The organism is Vibrio sp. 10N.247.310.23 (assembly GCF_041467155.1).
Lineage (GTDB): Bacteria > Pseudomonadota > Gammaproteobacteria > Enterobacterales > Vibrionaceae > Vibrio > Vibrio crassostreae_C.
Map to the genome: position 1 here is coordinate 223,737 of NZ_JBFSTZ010000001.1, position 15,818 is coordinate 239,554.

Here is a 15,818-nt window from a genome sequence, read left to right on the forward strand (position 1 = left end):
TGCTTGCGAGATGCGAGATGCGAGATGCGAGATGCGAGATTGATGTGCTTGTGTAGTAAAAAGCTCAGGCAATAAAAAACGGAGCCTTAAGCTCCGCTTCTTATTGTATTCGCTAATTAAAAATTAACGAGCACGGAAGACGATGCGGCCTTTAGAAAGGTCGTATGGAGTCATCTCAACAGTTACTTTATCACCAGTAAGAATACGGATGTAGTTCTTACGCATTTTACCAGAGATGTGTGCTGTCACTACGTGACCGTTTTCAAGCTCAACACGGAACATTGTGTTTGGTAGAGTATCAAGGACAGTGCCTTGCATCTCGATTACGTCTTCTTTAGCCATCTAATCCTCTTTCGAAATTTGGCGGTTTTCAACGGCTTGATTGTGCCGTTAAAATCAAAATATGTAAAGTTGTCGCGTATTCTACCCTTGCCACCGCTGATTTACTAGCCTTTGATGACGTTGAAATCGTACTTTATAGTTCATCGCAGGGCATTCATCGATTTGATAACCCAAATATAACCATTGTTTTTGTTCTTTCTGGGCATGTTGGATCTGAAATAGAACGCCAAGTGTTCCCATCGAAATGTCTATATCAGGAGCGAAGAAGGTATAAAACGCGCTCGTACAGTGAGCCATGATGTCGGTTACGGCGATACCAACCAACTTGTTCTCATCATAGATGTGCATGAACTTTGTAGTAAGCCACTCATTTTTAGAGAATTGTAGAAACTCTTCTTTCTTGGGTGGGTACATGGTTCCCGAACGGTGACGAGCGGTGATATAGCGACTGTATAAGTCAAACCAGTTGTCATCCATCTCATCTTTCAGTTCCCAACGTAGTGATTTTCCTTTGTTAAGGATCCGTCGTTGGCTTTTGGAAAGCTTAACCTCAGGAATTGAAAGCCGAATCGCTTGGCATGCTGAGCAATTATCGCAATGTGGCTTATAAATGGTTGAACCACTGCGGCGAAATCCATTCGCAAGCAGAACTTCATAGTTATCTGAGGTGTGCATGTGTTCGTCAAGCGTGACCGCCACTCTCTCTTCGAAGTGAGGTAAGTAGCTGCAAGCGTGATTGTCTGTTAATCCAATTCTGATTTGTTGTAAATCTGGATTCATTAAGGCATTTCCTTTAGCCATTGGGTTTTAAAGCATGCATCGTCAACGGAGAACTCTTTGAGTAATTGCAGAGAGCCTAGGAATTCATCCCTATCAACCTCGATAGCGCCCAAGGATTCCAAGTGAGGGTTCATGACTTGGCAATCAATCAGTTGTCCGCCGAATCGGGTAAAGTGTTTACAAAAGTACCACAGCGCAATTTTAGAGGCATTGGTCTTTAGGCTGAACATCGATTCACCGCAAAAGACTTGGCCTCTTTGTAAGCCGTAAAGTCCACCGATCAGTTCATCATCTTGCCAAACCTCAACCGAGTGGCAGAAACCTAATGAAGCGAGTTTGCGGTAGGCTGACTGCATGTCGCTGTTTAGCCAGGTTTCTTCTTCGGGTCTTAGTGAAGAGCAATAACCAATTACTCTGTCCGTCGCTTGGTTGATGCTGACTCGGTAATTGTGCTTTCTTTGAAACTTTTTAAGACTTTTTGACGGTTCGAATGTCTTAGGATTAAATACCGCTCGCGGTGCAGGGCTCCACCAAAGTATAGGCTCACCTGGGCCATACCATGGAAATATACCTTGGCTATAAGCGTTTAAAATTCGCATTGGTGATAAATCACCACCGAAGGCGAGCAGACCGTTGGGGTCATCAAGCGCGTCGAAAGGCGAAGGAAACTCTATACTAGTAGTATCAAGTTCGGTTAGGTATATAGTCATAAGTACCGCATTACAGATTAATCACTGACCAAGAGGTCTTTAGGAGTTTTACCATGAAGAAGTTGCTTTGGATTTTACTTGTTTTGCCCATGTTGGCAAATGCAGCTTACAACAGAAACCAAGCTCGACCAGTAAACGAGGTGGTTTATGGTGAGATTGATACGGTCAGATACATCACTCAGCAAGAGATCGTTGAGTCGAAAGCGAATGGTTGGGAAACCTTGTTAGGTGCGGCGATTGGTGGCTTGATTGGTAACCAGTTTGGCGGCGGCACTGGTAAAGAAGTGGCGACAGCTGTAGGTGCAGTAGCAGGTGCGGGTATTGCTCGTAACCGAGGTAACACACAATATAAAGTAGAGTACAAACTGGTCGAGTTATTGGTCAAAACCAAAGACGACAAGTTGGTCAACATTATCCAAGATGTCGATAACTCGATGCTGTTCAACCGAGGCGATGATGTACGAATTCTCTATTTTTCAGATGGTGTTCGAGTTGATCTCGCGTACTAGTATATAAATACGATTGATTGGCTAATTAATCACCGGTTTGGGCCGGATTAGCTCTGGAGTTCGTTGGAAAAGTTCGTTAGTCTGCAAGTACGAAGAATTATTCATCACCCGAAAATAAATACGCACCAGTGACTTCGGGTGGTACAAGGACTATAAGATTTAATGGAAAGCCTTACGTTACAACCAATTCAAAAAGTGAACGGGGAAGTTAACCTACCTGGTTCAAAAAGCGTTTCCAACCGTGCACTTCTTTTGGCTGCACTTTCTACGGGAACCACTCGCCTAACAAACTTGCTAGACAGTGATGATATTCGTCATATGTTGAATGCATTGACTCAGTTAGGTGTTGATTATCAGTTGTCTGCAGACAAAACCGTTTGTGAAGTGACAGGTGTTGGTGGTGCATTCTCAAGTGACAAAGCCCTAGAGCTTTTCTTAGGTAACGCGGGTACGGCGATGCGTCCGTTGGCGGCTGCACTATGTTTAGGTCGCGGTGAATACGTTCTTACTGGTGAGCCTCGCATGAAAGAGCGCCCAATTGGCCACTTAGTAACAGCACTACGAGAAGCCGGTGCCGACGTTGAATATTTAGAGAACGAAAACTACCCGCCATTGAAGATCACAGGTACCGGTTTGAAGAGCGGTACGGTTTCTATCGACGGTTCGATATCTAGTCAATTTTTGACGGCATTTTTGATGGCTGCGCCTTTAGCTGAAGGTGAAGTGACCATTAAAATTGACGGTGAATTGGTTTCTAAACCTTACATCGATATTACGCTGCACATCATGAAGCAATTTGGTGTGGACGTGATCAATAATGATTACCAAGAGTTTGTGATTCCTACCGGGCAATCTTACTCGGCACCGGGTGATTTCTTGGTTGAAGGTGATGCATCATCTGCGTCATATTTCCTTGCAGCCGCTGCTATCAAAGGTGGTGAGATTAAGGTCACTGGTATTGGTAAAAACAGTATCCAAGGTGATATCCAATTCGCTGATGCGCTTGAGAAAATGGGTGCGGAAATCGAATGGGGTGACGACTACGTTATTTCTCGTTGTGGCGAGCTGAAAGGCATTGATATGGACTATAACCATATCCCAGATGCTGCGATGACTATCGCGACAACCGCATTGTTTGCGAAAGGCACAACGGCAATCCGTAATGTCTACAACTGGCGTGTGAAAGAGACAGATCGCTTGGCTGCAATGGCAACAGAGCTACGCAAAGTCGGCGCTGAAGTGGAAGAGGGTGAAGATTACATTATTGTTAACCCTGTGGCTGAACTGACCCATGCGGCGATTGATACTTACGATGATCACCGTATGGCGATGTGTTTCTCGCTGGTTGCCTTGAGCGATACGCCTGTGACGATTAATGATCCAGGTTGTACGTCAAAGACATTCCCTGATTACTTCGACAAGCTGAAAATGCTAAGTCTATAAAAATGCTTAGTATGTAAAGGTTTAGGAACAAAAAAGCTTGCCTAAGTGGCAAGCTTTTTAATTATTGCTGAATTGTAAATTCTTTCGAAAGGTGGTGCGCTAAGTATTTAAACATGTTAAATACCGCGGTTGTATTCTCGGTCGGCATTCCATTGCTGTCTAAGAAGTATTCACCTTTGAAGACGAGTACATCGTCTTTTTCTACTACGCTGTTTGCGCGCATGCCTTCAATGTAGTCATCATGTGATTGGATAATTTGGTTTGCGATAAGCAGTAAATCAAATTCTGCTATTACTTTCTTTGTCATGAGTTTATCTCTGATAACTGAATATAACGTTGAGTTTATGGTGTCGAACTAGAAATTCAATGATTTCACAACCGATTAAGAGAGTCTTTTCAAACATCCACAATTTATTTTGTGATTTACGGCAAAAATAATTGAATGGGGCTCGCGTTAGATTCGCGGACAAGCTTAGTATGAGCCCGTTTAGACGTAATGCCTGATGAATAGGCTCTTGCAAGTATTCTTAGTGAGTACTTTATAGCTTCTTTATATTGTGACCCTTTTATCTATGAGTCGTCGAATTGTCGAGCGATCAGATCCAATTTTGAAAAAAGCGGTTGATCTTCTAGTAATCTCGCACAATAGTAAAAAAAGAAGCAATGAATTTAGAATATCATGCGTAAAAGCCCACAAGCTAAATTGTTGGTGCTGAAGCATCGTGATTAAGGACGTTAGAGTCAATATGGGTAAATCGCTCGTTATAGTGGAGTCGCCAGCCAAGGCTAAAACTATCAATAAATATCTTGGCAAAGACTTTGTCGTTAAGTCGAGTGTAGGTCACGTACGTGATTTACCAACGGCAGGTCAAAGTACTGGTCAAAAGGCTGCTGCAGTTTCAACCAAGGGTATGAGCCCAGAAGACAAAGCTCGTATCAAAAAAGAAAAAGATCGCAAAGCTCTTATCAAAAAGATGGGTATCAACCCATATAAAGAGTGGGAAGCGAACTATCAAATCCTACCTGGTAAAGAGAAAGTCGTCGCTGAATTGCAAAAACTGGCTGAGAACGCAGACCATGTTTATCTCGCAACCGATTTGGACCGCGAAGGAGAAGCTATCGCATGGCACCTTCGTGAGATCATCGGCGGCGATGAAACGCGATACAAGCGAGTGGTTTTTAACGAAATCACCAAGAATGCTATTCAACAAGCTTTCGAAACGCCAGGTGAGCTAAATATTGATGGCGTAAACGCACAACAAGCACGACGTTTTATGGACCGTGTTGTTGGCTTTATGGTGTCACCTCTGCTTTGGAAAAAAGTAGCACGAGGCCTGTCCGCTGGCCGTGTTCAATCAGTAGCGGTAAAACTACTGGTAGAGCGTGAGCGCGAGATCAACGCCTTTATCCCTGAAGAGTTCTGGGATGTGCATGCTGATACTAAAACAGCAGAGAAAACCGACTTTAGACTGCAAGTTGCACAGAAAGACGGTGTTGCGTTTAAACCTGAAAATGAAGCGCAAACACAAGCTGCTGTTAGCGTTTTAGAAAAAGCGCAATACGAAGTATGTAAACGTGAAGACCGCCCAACAAAGAGTAAGCCGTCTGCACCTTACATCACGTCGACGCTGCAACAAGCGGCGAGTACGCGTCTTGGTTATGGCGTAAAGAAAACCATGATGCTGGCTCAACGCCTGTATGAAGCGGGTTACATCACTTATATGCGTACTGACTCAACTAACTTGAGCTCAGAAGCTGTAGAAGCCGCTCGTGAATACATTGGTTCTGAGTACGGCGCGCAATACCTTCCACCTAAAGCACTTGTATACGGCAGCAAAGAGGGCGCTCAAGAGGCCCACGAAGCGATTCGTCCTTCAAGTGTAGATGTTAAGTCGGAAGACCTAAACGGCGTAGATGCAGACGCACACAAGCTTTATTCGCTAATTTGGAATCAATTCGTTGCGTGTCAAATGACACCAGCTCAATACGATTCAACGACAGTAAGCGTTAAAGCCGATGAGTACACGTTAAAAGCGAAAGGTCGTATCCTTAAATTTGATGGTTGGACTCGTGTTCAGCGTCCAATGGGTAAGAACGAAGATACGATCCTTCCAGCAGTTCAGATCGGCGATAAGCTTGACCTGATCGCGCTAGACCCTAAACAGCACTTCACTAAGCCACCGGCTCGTTTCACTGAAGCGGCGCTAGTTAAAGAGCTTGAGAAGCGTGGTATTGGTCGTCCTTCAACATACGCATCTATCATCTCGACGATTCAAGATCGTGGTTATGTAAAAGTTGAACAGCGTCGTTTCTATGCTGAGAAGATGGGTGAAATTGTTACTGACCGTCTAGACGGCAGCTTCAACGACCTAATGAACTACGACTTCACTGCTCGTATGGAGCAGAAGTTGGACCAAATCGCAGAAGGCGAAGCAAGCTGGAAAGGCGTGCTAGATAACTTCTTCGAAGACTTTACTGGCGATTTGGAAAAAGCAGATTTAGACGAAGACGCTGGTGGCATGAAGCCAAATCATATCGTGGAAACCGATATTGAGTGTCCGACTTGTAGTCGTAAAATGGGTATTCGTACTGCTTCGACAGGCGTATTCCTTGGTTGTTCTGGCTATGCACTTCCACCAAAAGAGCGTTGTAAGACAACAATCAACCTTGGTGATGAAGAAGGCATTATCAACGTGCTTGAAGAAGACGTTGAAACAGCAGCACTTCGAGCTAAAAAGCGTTGTCCTATTTGTGAAACGGCAATGGATGCTTATCTAATCGATGATAAGCGTAAGATGCACGTATGTGGTAACAACCCGAACTGTGAAGGTTATGTGGTTGAGCACGGCGAATTTAAAGTGAAAGGCTATGATGGTCCACTTGTTGAGTGTGACAAGTGTGGTTCTGACATGGTTCTGAAGAACGGTCGTTTTGGTAAATACATGGATTGTACCAATGACGATTGTAAGAACACTCGTAAGATTCTAAAAAATGGCGAAGTTGCGCCACCGAAAGAAGACCCGGTACATTTCCCTGAACTTCCATGTGAAAATTCAGACGCGTACTTTGTTCTTCGTGATGGTGCTTCTGGTCTATTTATGGCTGCGAGCAACTTCCCTAAATCACGTGAAACACGTGCACCATTAGTGGAAGAGTTGGTTCGTTTTAAAGACCGTATCTCACCTAAGTTCCAATACCTAGCATCAGCGCCAGTTGCTGACCCTGATGGTAAGCCGACAGTGGTTCGTTTTAGTCGTAAGACTAAAGAAAACTACGTTCGTACTGAAGTAGATGGAAAACCGTCCGGTTGGACTGCGTTGTACATCGACGGTAAGTGGGAAGTTACGGATAAGCGTAAAAAGCCTAAAGAGAAGTAACTGAACGTTATTGATGAAAAAGCAGCCTAATGGCTGCTTTTTTTTTGATCTCAATATGACTAAATATGCGACTTGTTGACTTAGTATTTCGTCGGCCGGAATTTATTAAATTCACACCGCGAAATTAATGGCGGTAATTAATCATATCTTCTTATGCAACTTTAACGAGAATGTAACTTAATTAAAATATTGTAACTCACAGATCAGCGTTTAGTTGTATACCTGATGTGTGTCGGGTGTTAATGTAATGTTTCGTCTGGACGGTGTAGTGTGAGCTGCTTTAAGTCTTAGGAAAGCAATCAGCTTACGTACCACAGAATGGCGTATTAAAAATTGAATTCGGCCGAAAAGTCGATAACGTATATAAAACCAAGTGCAAAGAATAGTGCACACATAACAACGTTTGGCTTAGGATATTGTCACTGTATGTGAATGGATATTCGCTAAATACCGAAATAAGTGTTGGTGCTCATCCCCCAGAGGAAGATACCTCTACGAGTACTAACATCGACAAGCTATAGATATATGGAGAATAAAATGGCTGGTGTATTGGGAATGATTCTTGCTGGTGGTGAAGGCTCTCGCTTAAGACCTTTAACTGAATCTCGCAGCAAACCCTCGGTTCCTTTCGGTGGTAGTTACCGCTTAATTGATTTCGCTTTGAACAACTTCGTTAATGCTGATCTAATGAAGATCTACGTATTAACACAATTTAAGTCACAGTCACTGTTCCACCATATGAAAAAAGGCTGGAATATCAGTGGCATAACAGACCGTTTTATCGACCCAATTCCTGCGCAAATGCGTAAAGGAAAGCGTTGGTATGAAGGCACAGCAGATGCTATCTACCAAAACATGGGCTTTATGGAGTTGGAAGAACCTGATCAAGTATGTATTTTTGGTTCAGACCATATCTATAAGATGGACATCAAACAGATGCTTGATTTCCATAAAGAGAAGAAAGCGGCTCTAACAGTATCAGCATTGCGCATGCCGCTAGCTGAAGCATCAGAATTCGGTGTTATTGAGGTTGATGCTGACGGCCGTATGATTGGCTTTGAAGAGAAACCTGCAAATCCGAAGTCGATCCCGGGCGATCCAGAATCAGCGCTCGTTTCAATGGGCAACTACGTGTTCGAAGCGAAAGAGCTTTTTGCCGAACTAACGGAAGATGCTGATAGAGAAGGTTCGACACACGATTTCGGCAAAGACATTATTCCAAACATGTTCCCACGTGGTGATGTGTTTGTTTATGATTTCAGCACCAACCGTATTACTGGTGAGAAAGAAGAAGTTTACTGGCGCGATGTAGGTACGATTGACGCGTACTGGCAAGCGCACATGGACCTTCTTAAGAAAGATGCGCCATTCTCGCTATACAACCGTAAATGGCCTCTACACACTTATTACCCGCCACTACCACCAGCTACGTTTACTGATTCGGCAAATGGTCGAATTCAGATCATTGATAGCCTTGTGTGTAGCGGTAGTTATGTACGTGGTTCGCGTATTGAAAAGAGTGTATTGGGCTTCCGCAGCAATATCGCATCAGCGTGTGATATCAGCGAAAGTATCTTACTCGGTGATGTAAAAGTGGGTGAGGGTTGTATCTTGCGCCGCGTTATCATTGATAAAGATGCAGACATCGCACCGGGTACACAGATTGGTGTGAATCTGACAGAAGACAAAAAGCATTACCACGTATCTGACGATGGTGTTGTAGTGATTTCTAAAGGAGCACGAGTTGGTTACTAAGACTCTCTCGGTACTTTTTGTAGCGTCTGAAGTTGAAGGCTTGATTAAAAGTGGTGGCTTGGCTGATGTAGCCAAGGCACTGCCGAAAGCGTTGCAAACACTCGAACAGGACGTTCGAGTGACTATCCCCGCATATAGAAACATTCCAAACATTGATTCAGCAGAAGTTATTTTATCGACTGAACTCGATCATTGGCCTCATACGGCTTATCAAGTTAAAAAACTGAGCGTAGAAGGCGTTCCAGTTTTTGGTATTGAATGTGCCAAGTATTTCGACCGCCCGGAAATGTACGCAGAAAACAATCAAGCTTATGCTGATAACGGAGAGCGCTTCTCGTTCTTTAGTGCAGCCTGTCTTGATATGCTTCCTAAGCTTGGTTTTCAACCGGATATCATTCATGCAAATGACTGGCATACTGGTTTCGTTCCTTTCTTGCTTAAATCGCGTTATCAAGAACACGATTTCTTTGAAAATACGCGCAGTGTTATCTCGATCCACAATGCGGTTTTCAAAGGTGTGTTCGCATACGATGAACTTCAATTCCTGCCAGAGATGCACAGTTACCATGCGCCTGAAGCTTCAGTGAGTGACACTCATGTCACTATGCTAAGAGCTGGTGTGATGTGCGCGGATAAAGTGAACGCAGTAAGTCCTACCTATGCAGAAGAGTTGAAAACGGAATTAGGTAGCCACGGTATGGCTGCAGAATTCCAACACAGATCGGCTGATCTGTTCGGCATTTTGAATGGGTGTGATTACGGGGCTTGGAATCCGGAAACTGATGCTTTCCTGCCTCGTAAATACAAAGCGACCAAGCACAGCATGGCTCGCGGAAAATCAGCTTGTAAGCAAAAACTGCAACAAGATGTAGGTTTACCCGTTGCCGACTGCGCGGTTTATGGCATGGTTTGTCGCTTGACGAATCAAAAAGGTGTTCATTACTTACTGCCTATCATCGAACAGTTTTTGAAAAATGATCTGCAGATCGTGATTGTCGGTACTGGCGATCCGGTTTTAGCGAGTCAATTGAAAGAGCTATCAGCGCTTCACTCAGATAAGTTCTCGTTCGTGGAAGCGTACAATAATGAACTTGCGCACTTGGTTGAAGCAGGCTCTGATTTCTTCTTGATGCCTTCGGAATTTGAACCGTGTGGCTTAAACCAAATCTACAGCATGGCTTACGGTACTTTGCCGATTGTTCGTTCTGTGGGAGGTTTAAAAGACAGTGTGAATGATTACGATGAGGATCCTGAAGTCGCGACTGGGTTTGCTTTTGAAGAGCCAACACCGCAGGCGTTATTGGCTGTGTTACATCGTTCATTACTGCTTTACGCACAAAACCCATCTGAAATTAAGCGTGCTCAGCTTTATGCTATGCAGCAAGATTTTAGTTGGGAAGATGCGGCTAAAGAATACTTGGATATGTACCATTCAGCACTTTAACTTGTTGACTTAGTCTTAAAATTAGCTGGCGAGCAACAACCGCTCGTAATAAATGAAGGCGCTCTAATTGTAGAGTGCCTTTTTGTTTCCTGGTCAGAGCACATCACGTTTACGAAGACAAAGCTTGCAAACTCATTTTAGTCAGGTAGAAAAGGTGAGGTAGGTATTCACATGACTAATGATAGGTTTGACACTATTATCACTTAAAGTTCTTAATAGCGTGATATCCTTAGTCATCGCCTCGTGATGAGGCATAGCTCCATTCCAATAATTAAAGCGATAGGTATGTCTGAGAGTTTACTATTTCATAAAACATTTACTCACCCTACGAGCGATGAGTGGGTTGTATTTGTGCATGGCGCAGGAGGCAGTTCCTCCATCTGGTTCAAGCAGATCAAAGCGTATAAACAGCATTTCAACTTACTTCTCATTGATCTGAGAGGGCACGGTAAATCAGACAATATACTTAAAGGGCTGATTTCGAATCGCTATACGTTCAAATCGGTGACGCTTGATATTCTTAAAGTGTTAGACCATCTTAAAATCCGTTCTGCACATTTCGTTGGCATGTCTTTGGGCACGATTATTGTGCGTAACGTTGCGGAACTAGCGGCTGGCCGTGTACGTTCAATGGTACTGGGTGGCGCTGTCACCAAGCTAAATACTCGCTCTCAAGTGTTAATCAAGTTGGGTAACCTCAGCAAGCACATCATTCCTTACATGTGGTTATACAGCCTTTTTGCTTATGTTGTGATGCCACAAAAGAGCCAAAAAGAGTCTCGTCATCTTTTTATCCGCGAAGCTAAAAAGCTGTGTCAAAAAGAGTTTAAGCGTTGGTTTATCTTAACGGCTGATGTAAACCCATTGATGAAGTATTTCAAAGACAGAGAATTGCCGATCCCAACCCTTTATTTAATGGGAGAACGTGACTACATGTTCATCAAGCCTGTAAAAGAAATGGTCGCAGCGCATGAGTCGAGTGAGCTAGTAGAAATTCCGAATTGTGGACACGTGTGTAACGTGGAAAACCCTGAAGAGTTTAATCAGCGTTCGATTGCGTTTATTCAAAAACAAATTCAGTGATTTTCTAGGCGTGAAATCAAAGATGATGAGTTAATCGAATTGAAATAAAAACGGGAAGCTAACTTTAGCTTCCCGTTTTTAATTGGAGGAGGTATCTGACCGAATCGTTCTATCAGGTCACTGAAACCCTGCTATTCAGGTGAGGCAGCACCGCACTGCCAGCAAGAGCCGAATTGCGCTTCGTTGACTTCATGACACTCACCACAACGCCACTCTTCATAGATGATCGAATCTTGCTGCTTTTGGTAGTCATTGACAAGCATGCGAGCTTTACTGGCCAATTCTGGCTCATATAACCATACGTAAGGGTCAGTTTCTTCAGTGAATGGGATTCCCCCTTTCAATCCGAACAACCCCTCGCCACGGACTTCACAGGCAATATTCTCGCTTTCTAACAACCCACAGATGATATGAGCTTCTGTCGGATTCGATGCACTGAAGATTTTCATTGAATTAGAACCTTATTCGGCTATCTGTGTTATTTAGTTATTATAAATTATTCAGCTACGGGCGCTGAACGAAACTTACCCATCAACCATTTAGCCACTATTGGGAATATACCCAATAACGCAAATGACAATAGTACTGAAGGGGAGACGATGCCCGAAAGTGAATCAATTTCTGCGAGCTGAGTACCAGCATTCAAGAAAACCGCCGTCCCCGGTAACATCCCGATTTGACTCGTAAGGTAGTAACGACTCACTGACATGGGTGTTAGACCCATCAATAGGTTGATAAGGAAAAATGGGAATACAGGAATCAGACGCAGAGAAAACAGGTAAAATGCGCCGTCTTTTTCAACCCCCTTGTTAATCGTCGCCAATTTGTCACCAAACTTGGTTTGAATCCAGTCACGCAACAGGTAACGGCTACTTAAGAAGGCTAAGGTCGCACCGATCGCACTTGCGAAAGATACCAGCAGCAAGCTGTTCCAGAAGCCAAATAGCGCGGCCCCTAATAGGGTCACAACAGCGGCACCGGGAATGGAGAAAGCTGTAATCATTACATACGCGACAAAATAGATAGCGGCAGCCGCAATAAAGTTGCTGTCAATGTAGTCATTTAACACAGCTTGTTGGGCCTTAGCATTTTCAAGCGTTAAGTACTGGCCGAAATTGATGCCTAACAAGACGATGGTTACGACCAACACAATACCCAATATCATTTTCTTACTCATTGATACTTCCTCTAAATTTTCAATGCATACCGATAGTATAGATAGACAGGCAAAGCATAGATTAACTTTCAGCAGATATAAAAAAAGCCGCAGTAAATGCGGCTTAGTTATGTATATAGATTGCACTGACAATGTTAATTGACGCGATTGATAAGCTCTTCGCGACGCTGCTGCGGTATAACAGACCAATGTGTACCATTAATCGCGCCTTCTAGCGCCCAAAGTAGTTCAATACTGACAGAAGACGCATGCGATTCTTTGATGGCGTTAAATGCGTTTACAGAGCCAGATTCATATAAACGTTCTACAGAATCGATCCCTGCCTTTTTCAACATACGCTCGGTAGCGAGTCGAAGATTAGGCAGATCTTTGAGTCGGGTCGGCTTAGCAGAAGACTGCTCAGCTTTTTCTTCTTTAGCAAAACCTAGAGACGTGGTTGCAAGCTGCAAGATTTTCTCTTGGTCTTGCCAGAGGCCTTCAGGTAAAGCGAAATATTTAGTAACGACAGGGAAACCACGTTTTTTGTAGACGTACGGTTGAAACCCTTGTTGTTCGAATTGTTTCGTTGTGCCTTTGTCTGCGCGTATGTGCAACTGGTCATTTACAACCAGAGCAAACATAGTGTCATCAGCAAAAAGACCGAAGCCACCAAACATTGAGCGTGATTTTATTTTTCCTAGGGACTCAAATAACTTCATCGAGTCCTTTAGTATCGGTTTATCCATGTTATTTATCTCGGTGTATTTGAACTACGCCACCAAATAAGCAGGTCCGAGAGATTAGCAAAATGTTGCAATTAAATTGTCAATAAGCCGTAAATTACTAAATTATTAGTAGTTACTGCATTTTGCCATCGGTAACCCCGCTACCATACCAACGAGTGGTTTAGGCCGGAAGCTTTGCGTCTCACTCTTTCGAGTGGTTTGCCCTGTGCGTGACTGATTGAATAGAATAAAGTTTTTGTTGAATGAAGCTCACAGTTGATATTTCAAAATGTGACATTGCTTCAATTAATGATCTTTCATTTATGCATAAGGGTTCATTATAGTTGCTGATAAAAAAAGCGCACCTAAAGGTGCGCTTGATGAAATTAAACTCGAATTATCAACTAATTTAACGTTTTAACTGTACTTCGTTCAACAATTTCAGGGTGCATTTCGAAGACGCGTTTTTCGTGGTCTTTGTCTTTGATGCGCTCTAATAGAATTTCGAATGCATTCTTACCAACACGACGTTTTGGTTGGTGAACGGTCGTTAGCGGCGGAGAGAAGTATTCAGCCAGTTCGATGTTGTCGTAACCGATCACTGAGATATCTTCTGGAATGCGAATGCCTTTTTCTTGCAGGCGGCTCATTAAGCCGAGTGCCATTGTATCGTTAAAGCAGAATACCGCTGTTGGACGATCTTCCATCTCAACGATTTGTTCTGCAGCAAGAACAGCCGTATCACACTCAAAGTTGCCTTCGATGATCATATTTTCATCAGCAGCAATCTTTGCTTCGTTGAGTGCGCGCTTGTAACCGGCAATACGTTCAACACATGCTGCTTTGTCTAAGTGGCCACTTAAACATGCAATCTTAGAGTGACCGCGTTCAATAAGGTATTTGGTCGCTAGGTAGCCACCTTCTTCTGAGTTATCGATGATCTTATCAGCCTGAGAGCTCTCAGGACCCCAGTCCATGATAACTTTAGGGATGTCAGCGTGACGGTCTAACATCTCTCTTAGTTCTTCAGTTAGGTCTGAACACATAACTAAGATGCCATCTACACGTTTCTCTGCAAGCATTCGAATGTAGTCACGTTGCTTCTCATAGATACCGCCCGTATTACACAGGATCAAAGTGTAACCTTGACGGTAGCAGTAGCTCTCAACACCATCGATAACTTCAGAGAAGAATAGGTTAGTTGATTGAGTCACTAGCATGCCGATGGTGCGTGTTGTATTACACTTCAAACTACGAGCAACAGCACTTGGTGCATAGTTCAGTTCATCTACGGCTTTGTTTACTTTTTCTTGAGTTGCTTCTGCAACAAAGCGAGTTTTGTTGATTACGTGAGAAACGGTTGTTGTTGATACGCCGGCTAAGCGAGCGACATCTTTTATAGTGGCCATGGTTTTATCCTATTAGAAGCTACTTTCCCAAAGTACGGAATAAAGTAGCCGTTAAGCTACCTAACTAAGAGCTTAAATTTGTAGGGCTCTTTGGGTACTAAAGTGCTAAAAAACAAAAAACCGCTATTGAGCGGCTTGTCTTAACACCGAAATGCTCTGAACTTTAATAAGCATAGCATTTCGTGAATGTTTCATATTTTATCGTTTGCGGTCACAATTTTAGACTGACTAGAAATTACTCGCAATAAAATTCACCCAGAAATCCGGGTGAATTGTCACATTCTACTGAATTTATTTACCTAGTCATCCAAGAAGCTATTCACCAGCTAAATATTGAGTGTCTAATTGACAGAATGCGAGTAGCAAAGATGAGACACTAGCGTAGAAACCGAATTCATCAACGTCATGACATTTTACGTTGAACTTTGGTACCCAAGTCAGCAGTTGTTGTTCGATAAACTGCTGTTGAACGGCAAATAATTTCTCTAGCTCTTCTTCAATATCTGTTTCGTTTGAACGAATGATCAAGTTACCAAGGAAATCGAGTTCAATAGCAATGTGGTCTGCTGGCTCTTTTAGATCTTGGTTCACGATTAAGTTGTGCTTAGCCATGATCTCTTCCATATCTTTTGCTGGCTTATCATTCAAAAGGCCAGTTTCGCCGATATACATAGAAGCGTAAGGAAGAGCGCCGTGCTTATCTGTCTTTAAGAAAAGATCGCAAAAGTCTGCAGACAGTTCTAGCTGAGCATCTTCACGAGTTTGTAGGCGGTTCAGCGCATCCACTAACTTATCAATCGCTGGCTTTAGTGTCTCATTTTCGCCTAAACCAGTTAGGAAAGAACGAATTTCAACAGAGTGGTAGTGATCGAGTTCTTCTTGAGTGAGCTCTTTGGCAAATAAGCTTGATAGCCACCAGTATATTTCTGCTCTTTGCTCGTTGAACGCTTTCGTATCTTTCATTTGTTAGATCCTGACTTAGTCTTGTGATGTTGCTTATATGCATCTTGAAGTCACTTGGGCATAAGCACACCAAGGCTGAATAACAAGGTTATTTGCGAAACGCAAAGTTACTCGTTAGTAGT

The 15,818-nt window shown here is 43.2% G+C and carries 15 protein-coding genes and 1 riboswitch; of the genes, 6 read left to right on the forward strand and 9 right to left on the reverse strand.

The window, feature by feature from the left end; genetic code table 11:
* Positions 1-123: 123 nt before the first annotated feature.
* The 3 genes from infA to aat all read right to left on the reverse strand — a co-directional run bounded on the left by infA (position 124) and on the right by aat (position 1,832).
* The gene (infA, locus tag AB6D93_RS00970) at positions 124-342 is read right to left on the reverse strand and encodes a translation initiation factor IF-1 (RefSeq protein ID WP_001040192.1); all 219 of its coding nucleotides are present in this window, start codon (positions 340-342) and stop codon (positions 124-126) included.
* An 81-nt stretch (positions 343-423) separates the two neighbouring features.
* Positions 424-1,122, reverse strand: a complete 699-nt coding sequence (locus tag AB6D93_RS00975; RefSeq protein ID WP_017062107.1) for an arginyltransferase — start codon at positions 1,120-1,122, stop codon at positions 424-426.
* Positions 1,122-1,832: a leucyl/phenylalanyl-tRNA--protein transferase gene (gene aat / locus AB6D93_RS00980; protein ID WP_017063504.1), complete on the reverse strand. Its 711-nt coding sequence runs from the start codon at positions 1,830-1,832 to the stop codon at positions 1,122-1,124. The genes AB6D93_RS00975 and aat overlap by 1 nt, the downstream gene beginning before the upstream one ends.
* 53 nt (positions 1,833-1,885) lie before the next feature.
* On the opposite strand from aat, the gene AB6D93_RS00985 reads away from it, so the two are divergent.
* Together AB6D93_RS00985 and aroA are read left to right on the forward strand one after the other, a co-directional pair.
* Positions 1,886-2,341 (forward strand): glycine zipper 2TM domain-containing protein, encoded by a 456-nt coding sequence (locus AB6D93_RS00985; RefSeq protein ID WP_050634895.1) that lies wholly within the window; start codon positions 1,886-1,888, stop codon positions 2,339-2,341.
* Positions 2,342-2,503: 162 nt separating this feature from the next.
* Positions 2,504-3,784 carry a 3-phosphoshikimate 1-carboxyvinyltransferase gene (gene aroA / locus AB6D93_RS00990; RefSeq protein ID WP_017062105.1) on the forward strand — a complete coding sequence of 427 codons (1,281 nt, stop codon included), beginning with the start codon at positions 2,504-2,506 and terminating at the stop codon, positions 3,782-3,784.
* Positions 3,785-3,845: 61 nt separating this feature from the next.
* Here the strand turns inward: aroA and AB6D93_RS00995 are convergent, their stop codons facing one another.
* On the reverse strand, positions 3,846-4,091 hold the full coding sequence (locus AB6D93_RS00995) for a YciN family protein (protein WP_017062104.1): 246 nt from the start codon (positions 4,089-4,091) through the stop codon (positions 3,846-3,848).
* 439 nt (positions 4,092-4,530) lie between these two features.
* Between AB6D93_RS00995 and topA the strand changes: the two genes are divergently transcribed.
* From topA to AB6D93_RS01015, 4 genes are all read left to right on the forward strand, one after another.
* Entirely contained in the window at positions 4,531-7,161 is a 2,631-nt protein-coding gene (gene topA / locus AB6D93_RS01000) for a type I DNA topoisomerase (protein ID WP_048612738.1), read from the forward strand.
* 525 nt (positions 7,162-7,686) lie between these two features.
* Positions 7,687-8,916 (forward strand): glucose-1-phosphate adenylyltransferase, encoded by a 1,230-nt coding sequence (gene glgC / locus AB6D93_RS01005; RefSeq protein WP_080582251.1) that lies wholly within the window; start codon positions 7,687-7,689, stop codon positions 8,914-8,916.
* Entirely contained in the window at positions 8,906-10,360 is a 1,455-nt protein-coding gene (gene glgA / locus AB6D93_RS01010) for a glycogen synthase GlgA (protein WP_102332491.1), read from the forward strand. The genes glgC and glgA overlap by 11 nt, the downstream gene beginning before the upstream one ends.
* Positions 10,361-10,645: 285 nt before the next feature.
* Positions 10,646-11,443 (forward strand): alpha/beta fold hydrolase, encoded by a 798-nt coding sequence (locus tag AB6D93_RS01015; protein WP_017062100.1) that lies wholly within the window; start codon positions 10,646-10,648, stop codon positions 11,441-11,443.
* A 131-nt stretch (positions 11,444-11,574) separates the two neighbouring features.
* Here the strand turns inward: AB6D93_RS01015 and AB6D93_RS01020 are convergent, their stop codons facing one another.
* The 5 genes from AB6D93_RS01020 to torD all read right to left on the reverse strand — a co-directional run bounded on the left by AB6D93_RS01020 (position 11,575) and on the right by torD (position 15,696).
* Entirely contained in the window at positions 11,575-11,892 is a 318-nt protein-coding gene (locus AB6D93_RS01020; protein WP_102332490.1) for a DUF2007 domain-containing protein, read from the reverse strand.
* A gap of 47 nt (positions 11,893-11,939) precedes the next feature.
* Positions 11,940-12,620 carry a TVP38/TMEM64 family protein gene (locus AB6D93_RS01025; protein ID WP_059020315.1) on the reverse strand — a complete coding sequence of 227 codons (681 nt, stop codon included), beginning with the start codon at positions 12,618-12,620 and terminating at the stop codon, positions 11,940-11,942.
* Positions 12,621-12,754: 134 nt separating this feature from the next.
* A complete protein-coding gene (locus AB6D93_RS01030) occupies positions 12,755-13,345 on the reverse strand; it encodes a TfoX/Sxy family DNA transformation protein (protein ID WP_019820997.1) in 591 nt (196 codons plus the stop codon).
* Positions 13,346-13,472: 127 nt separating this feature from the next.
* Positions 13,473-13,558: riboswitch (cyclic di-GMP riboswitch) on the reverse strand.
* A 170-nt stretch (positions 13,559-13,728) separates the two neighbouring features.
* Positions 13,729-14,733, reverse strand: a complete 1,005-nt coding sequence (gene purR, locus AB6D93_RS01035; RefSeq protein WP_102332489.1) for an HTH-type transcriptional repressor PurR — start codon at positions 14,731-14,733, stop codon at positions 13,729-13,731.
* Positions 14,734-15,048: 315 nt separating this feature from the next.
* Entirely contained in the window at positions 15,049-15,696 is a 648-nt protein-coding gene (gene torD, locus AB6D93_RS01040; RefSeq protein ID WP_102332488.1) for a molecular chaperone TorD, read from the reverse strand.
* Between the last annotated feature and the right edge of the window lie 122 nt (positions 15,697-15,818).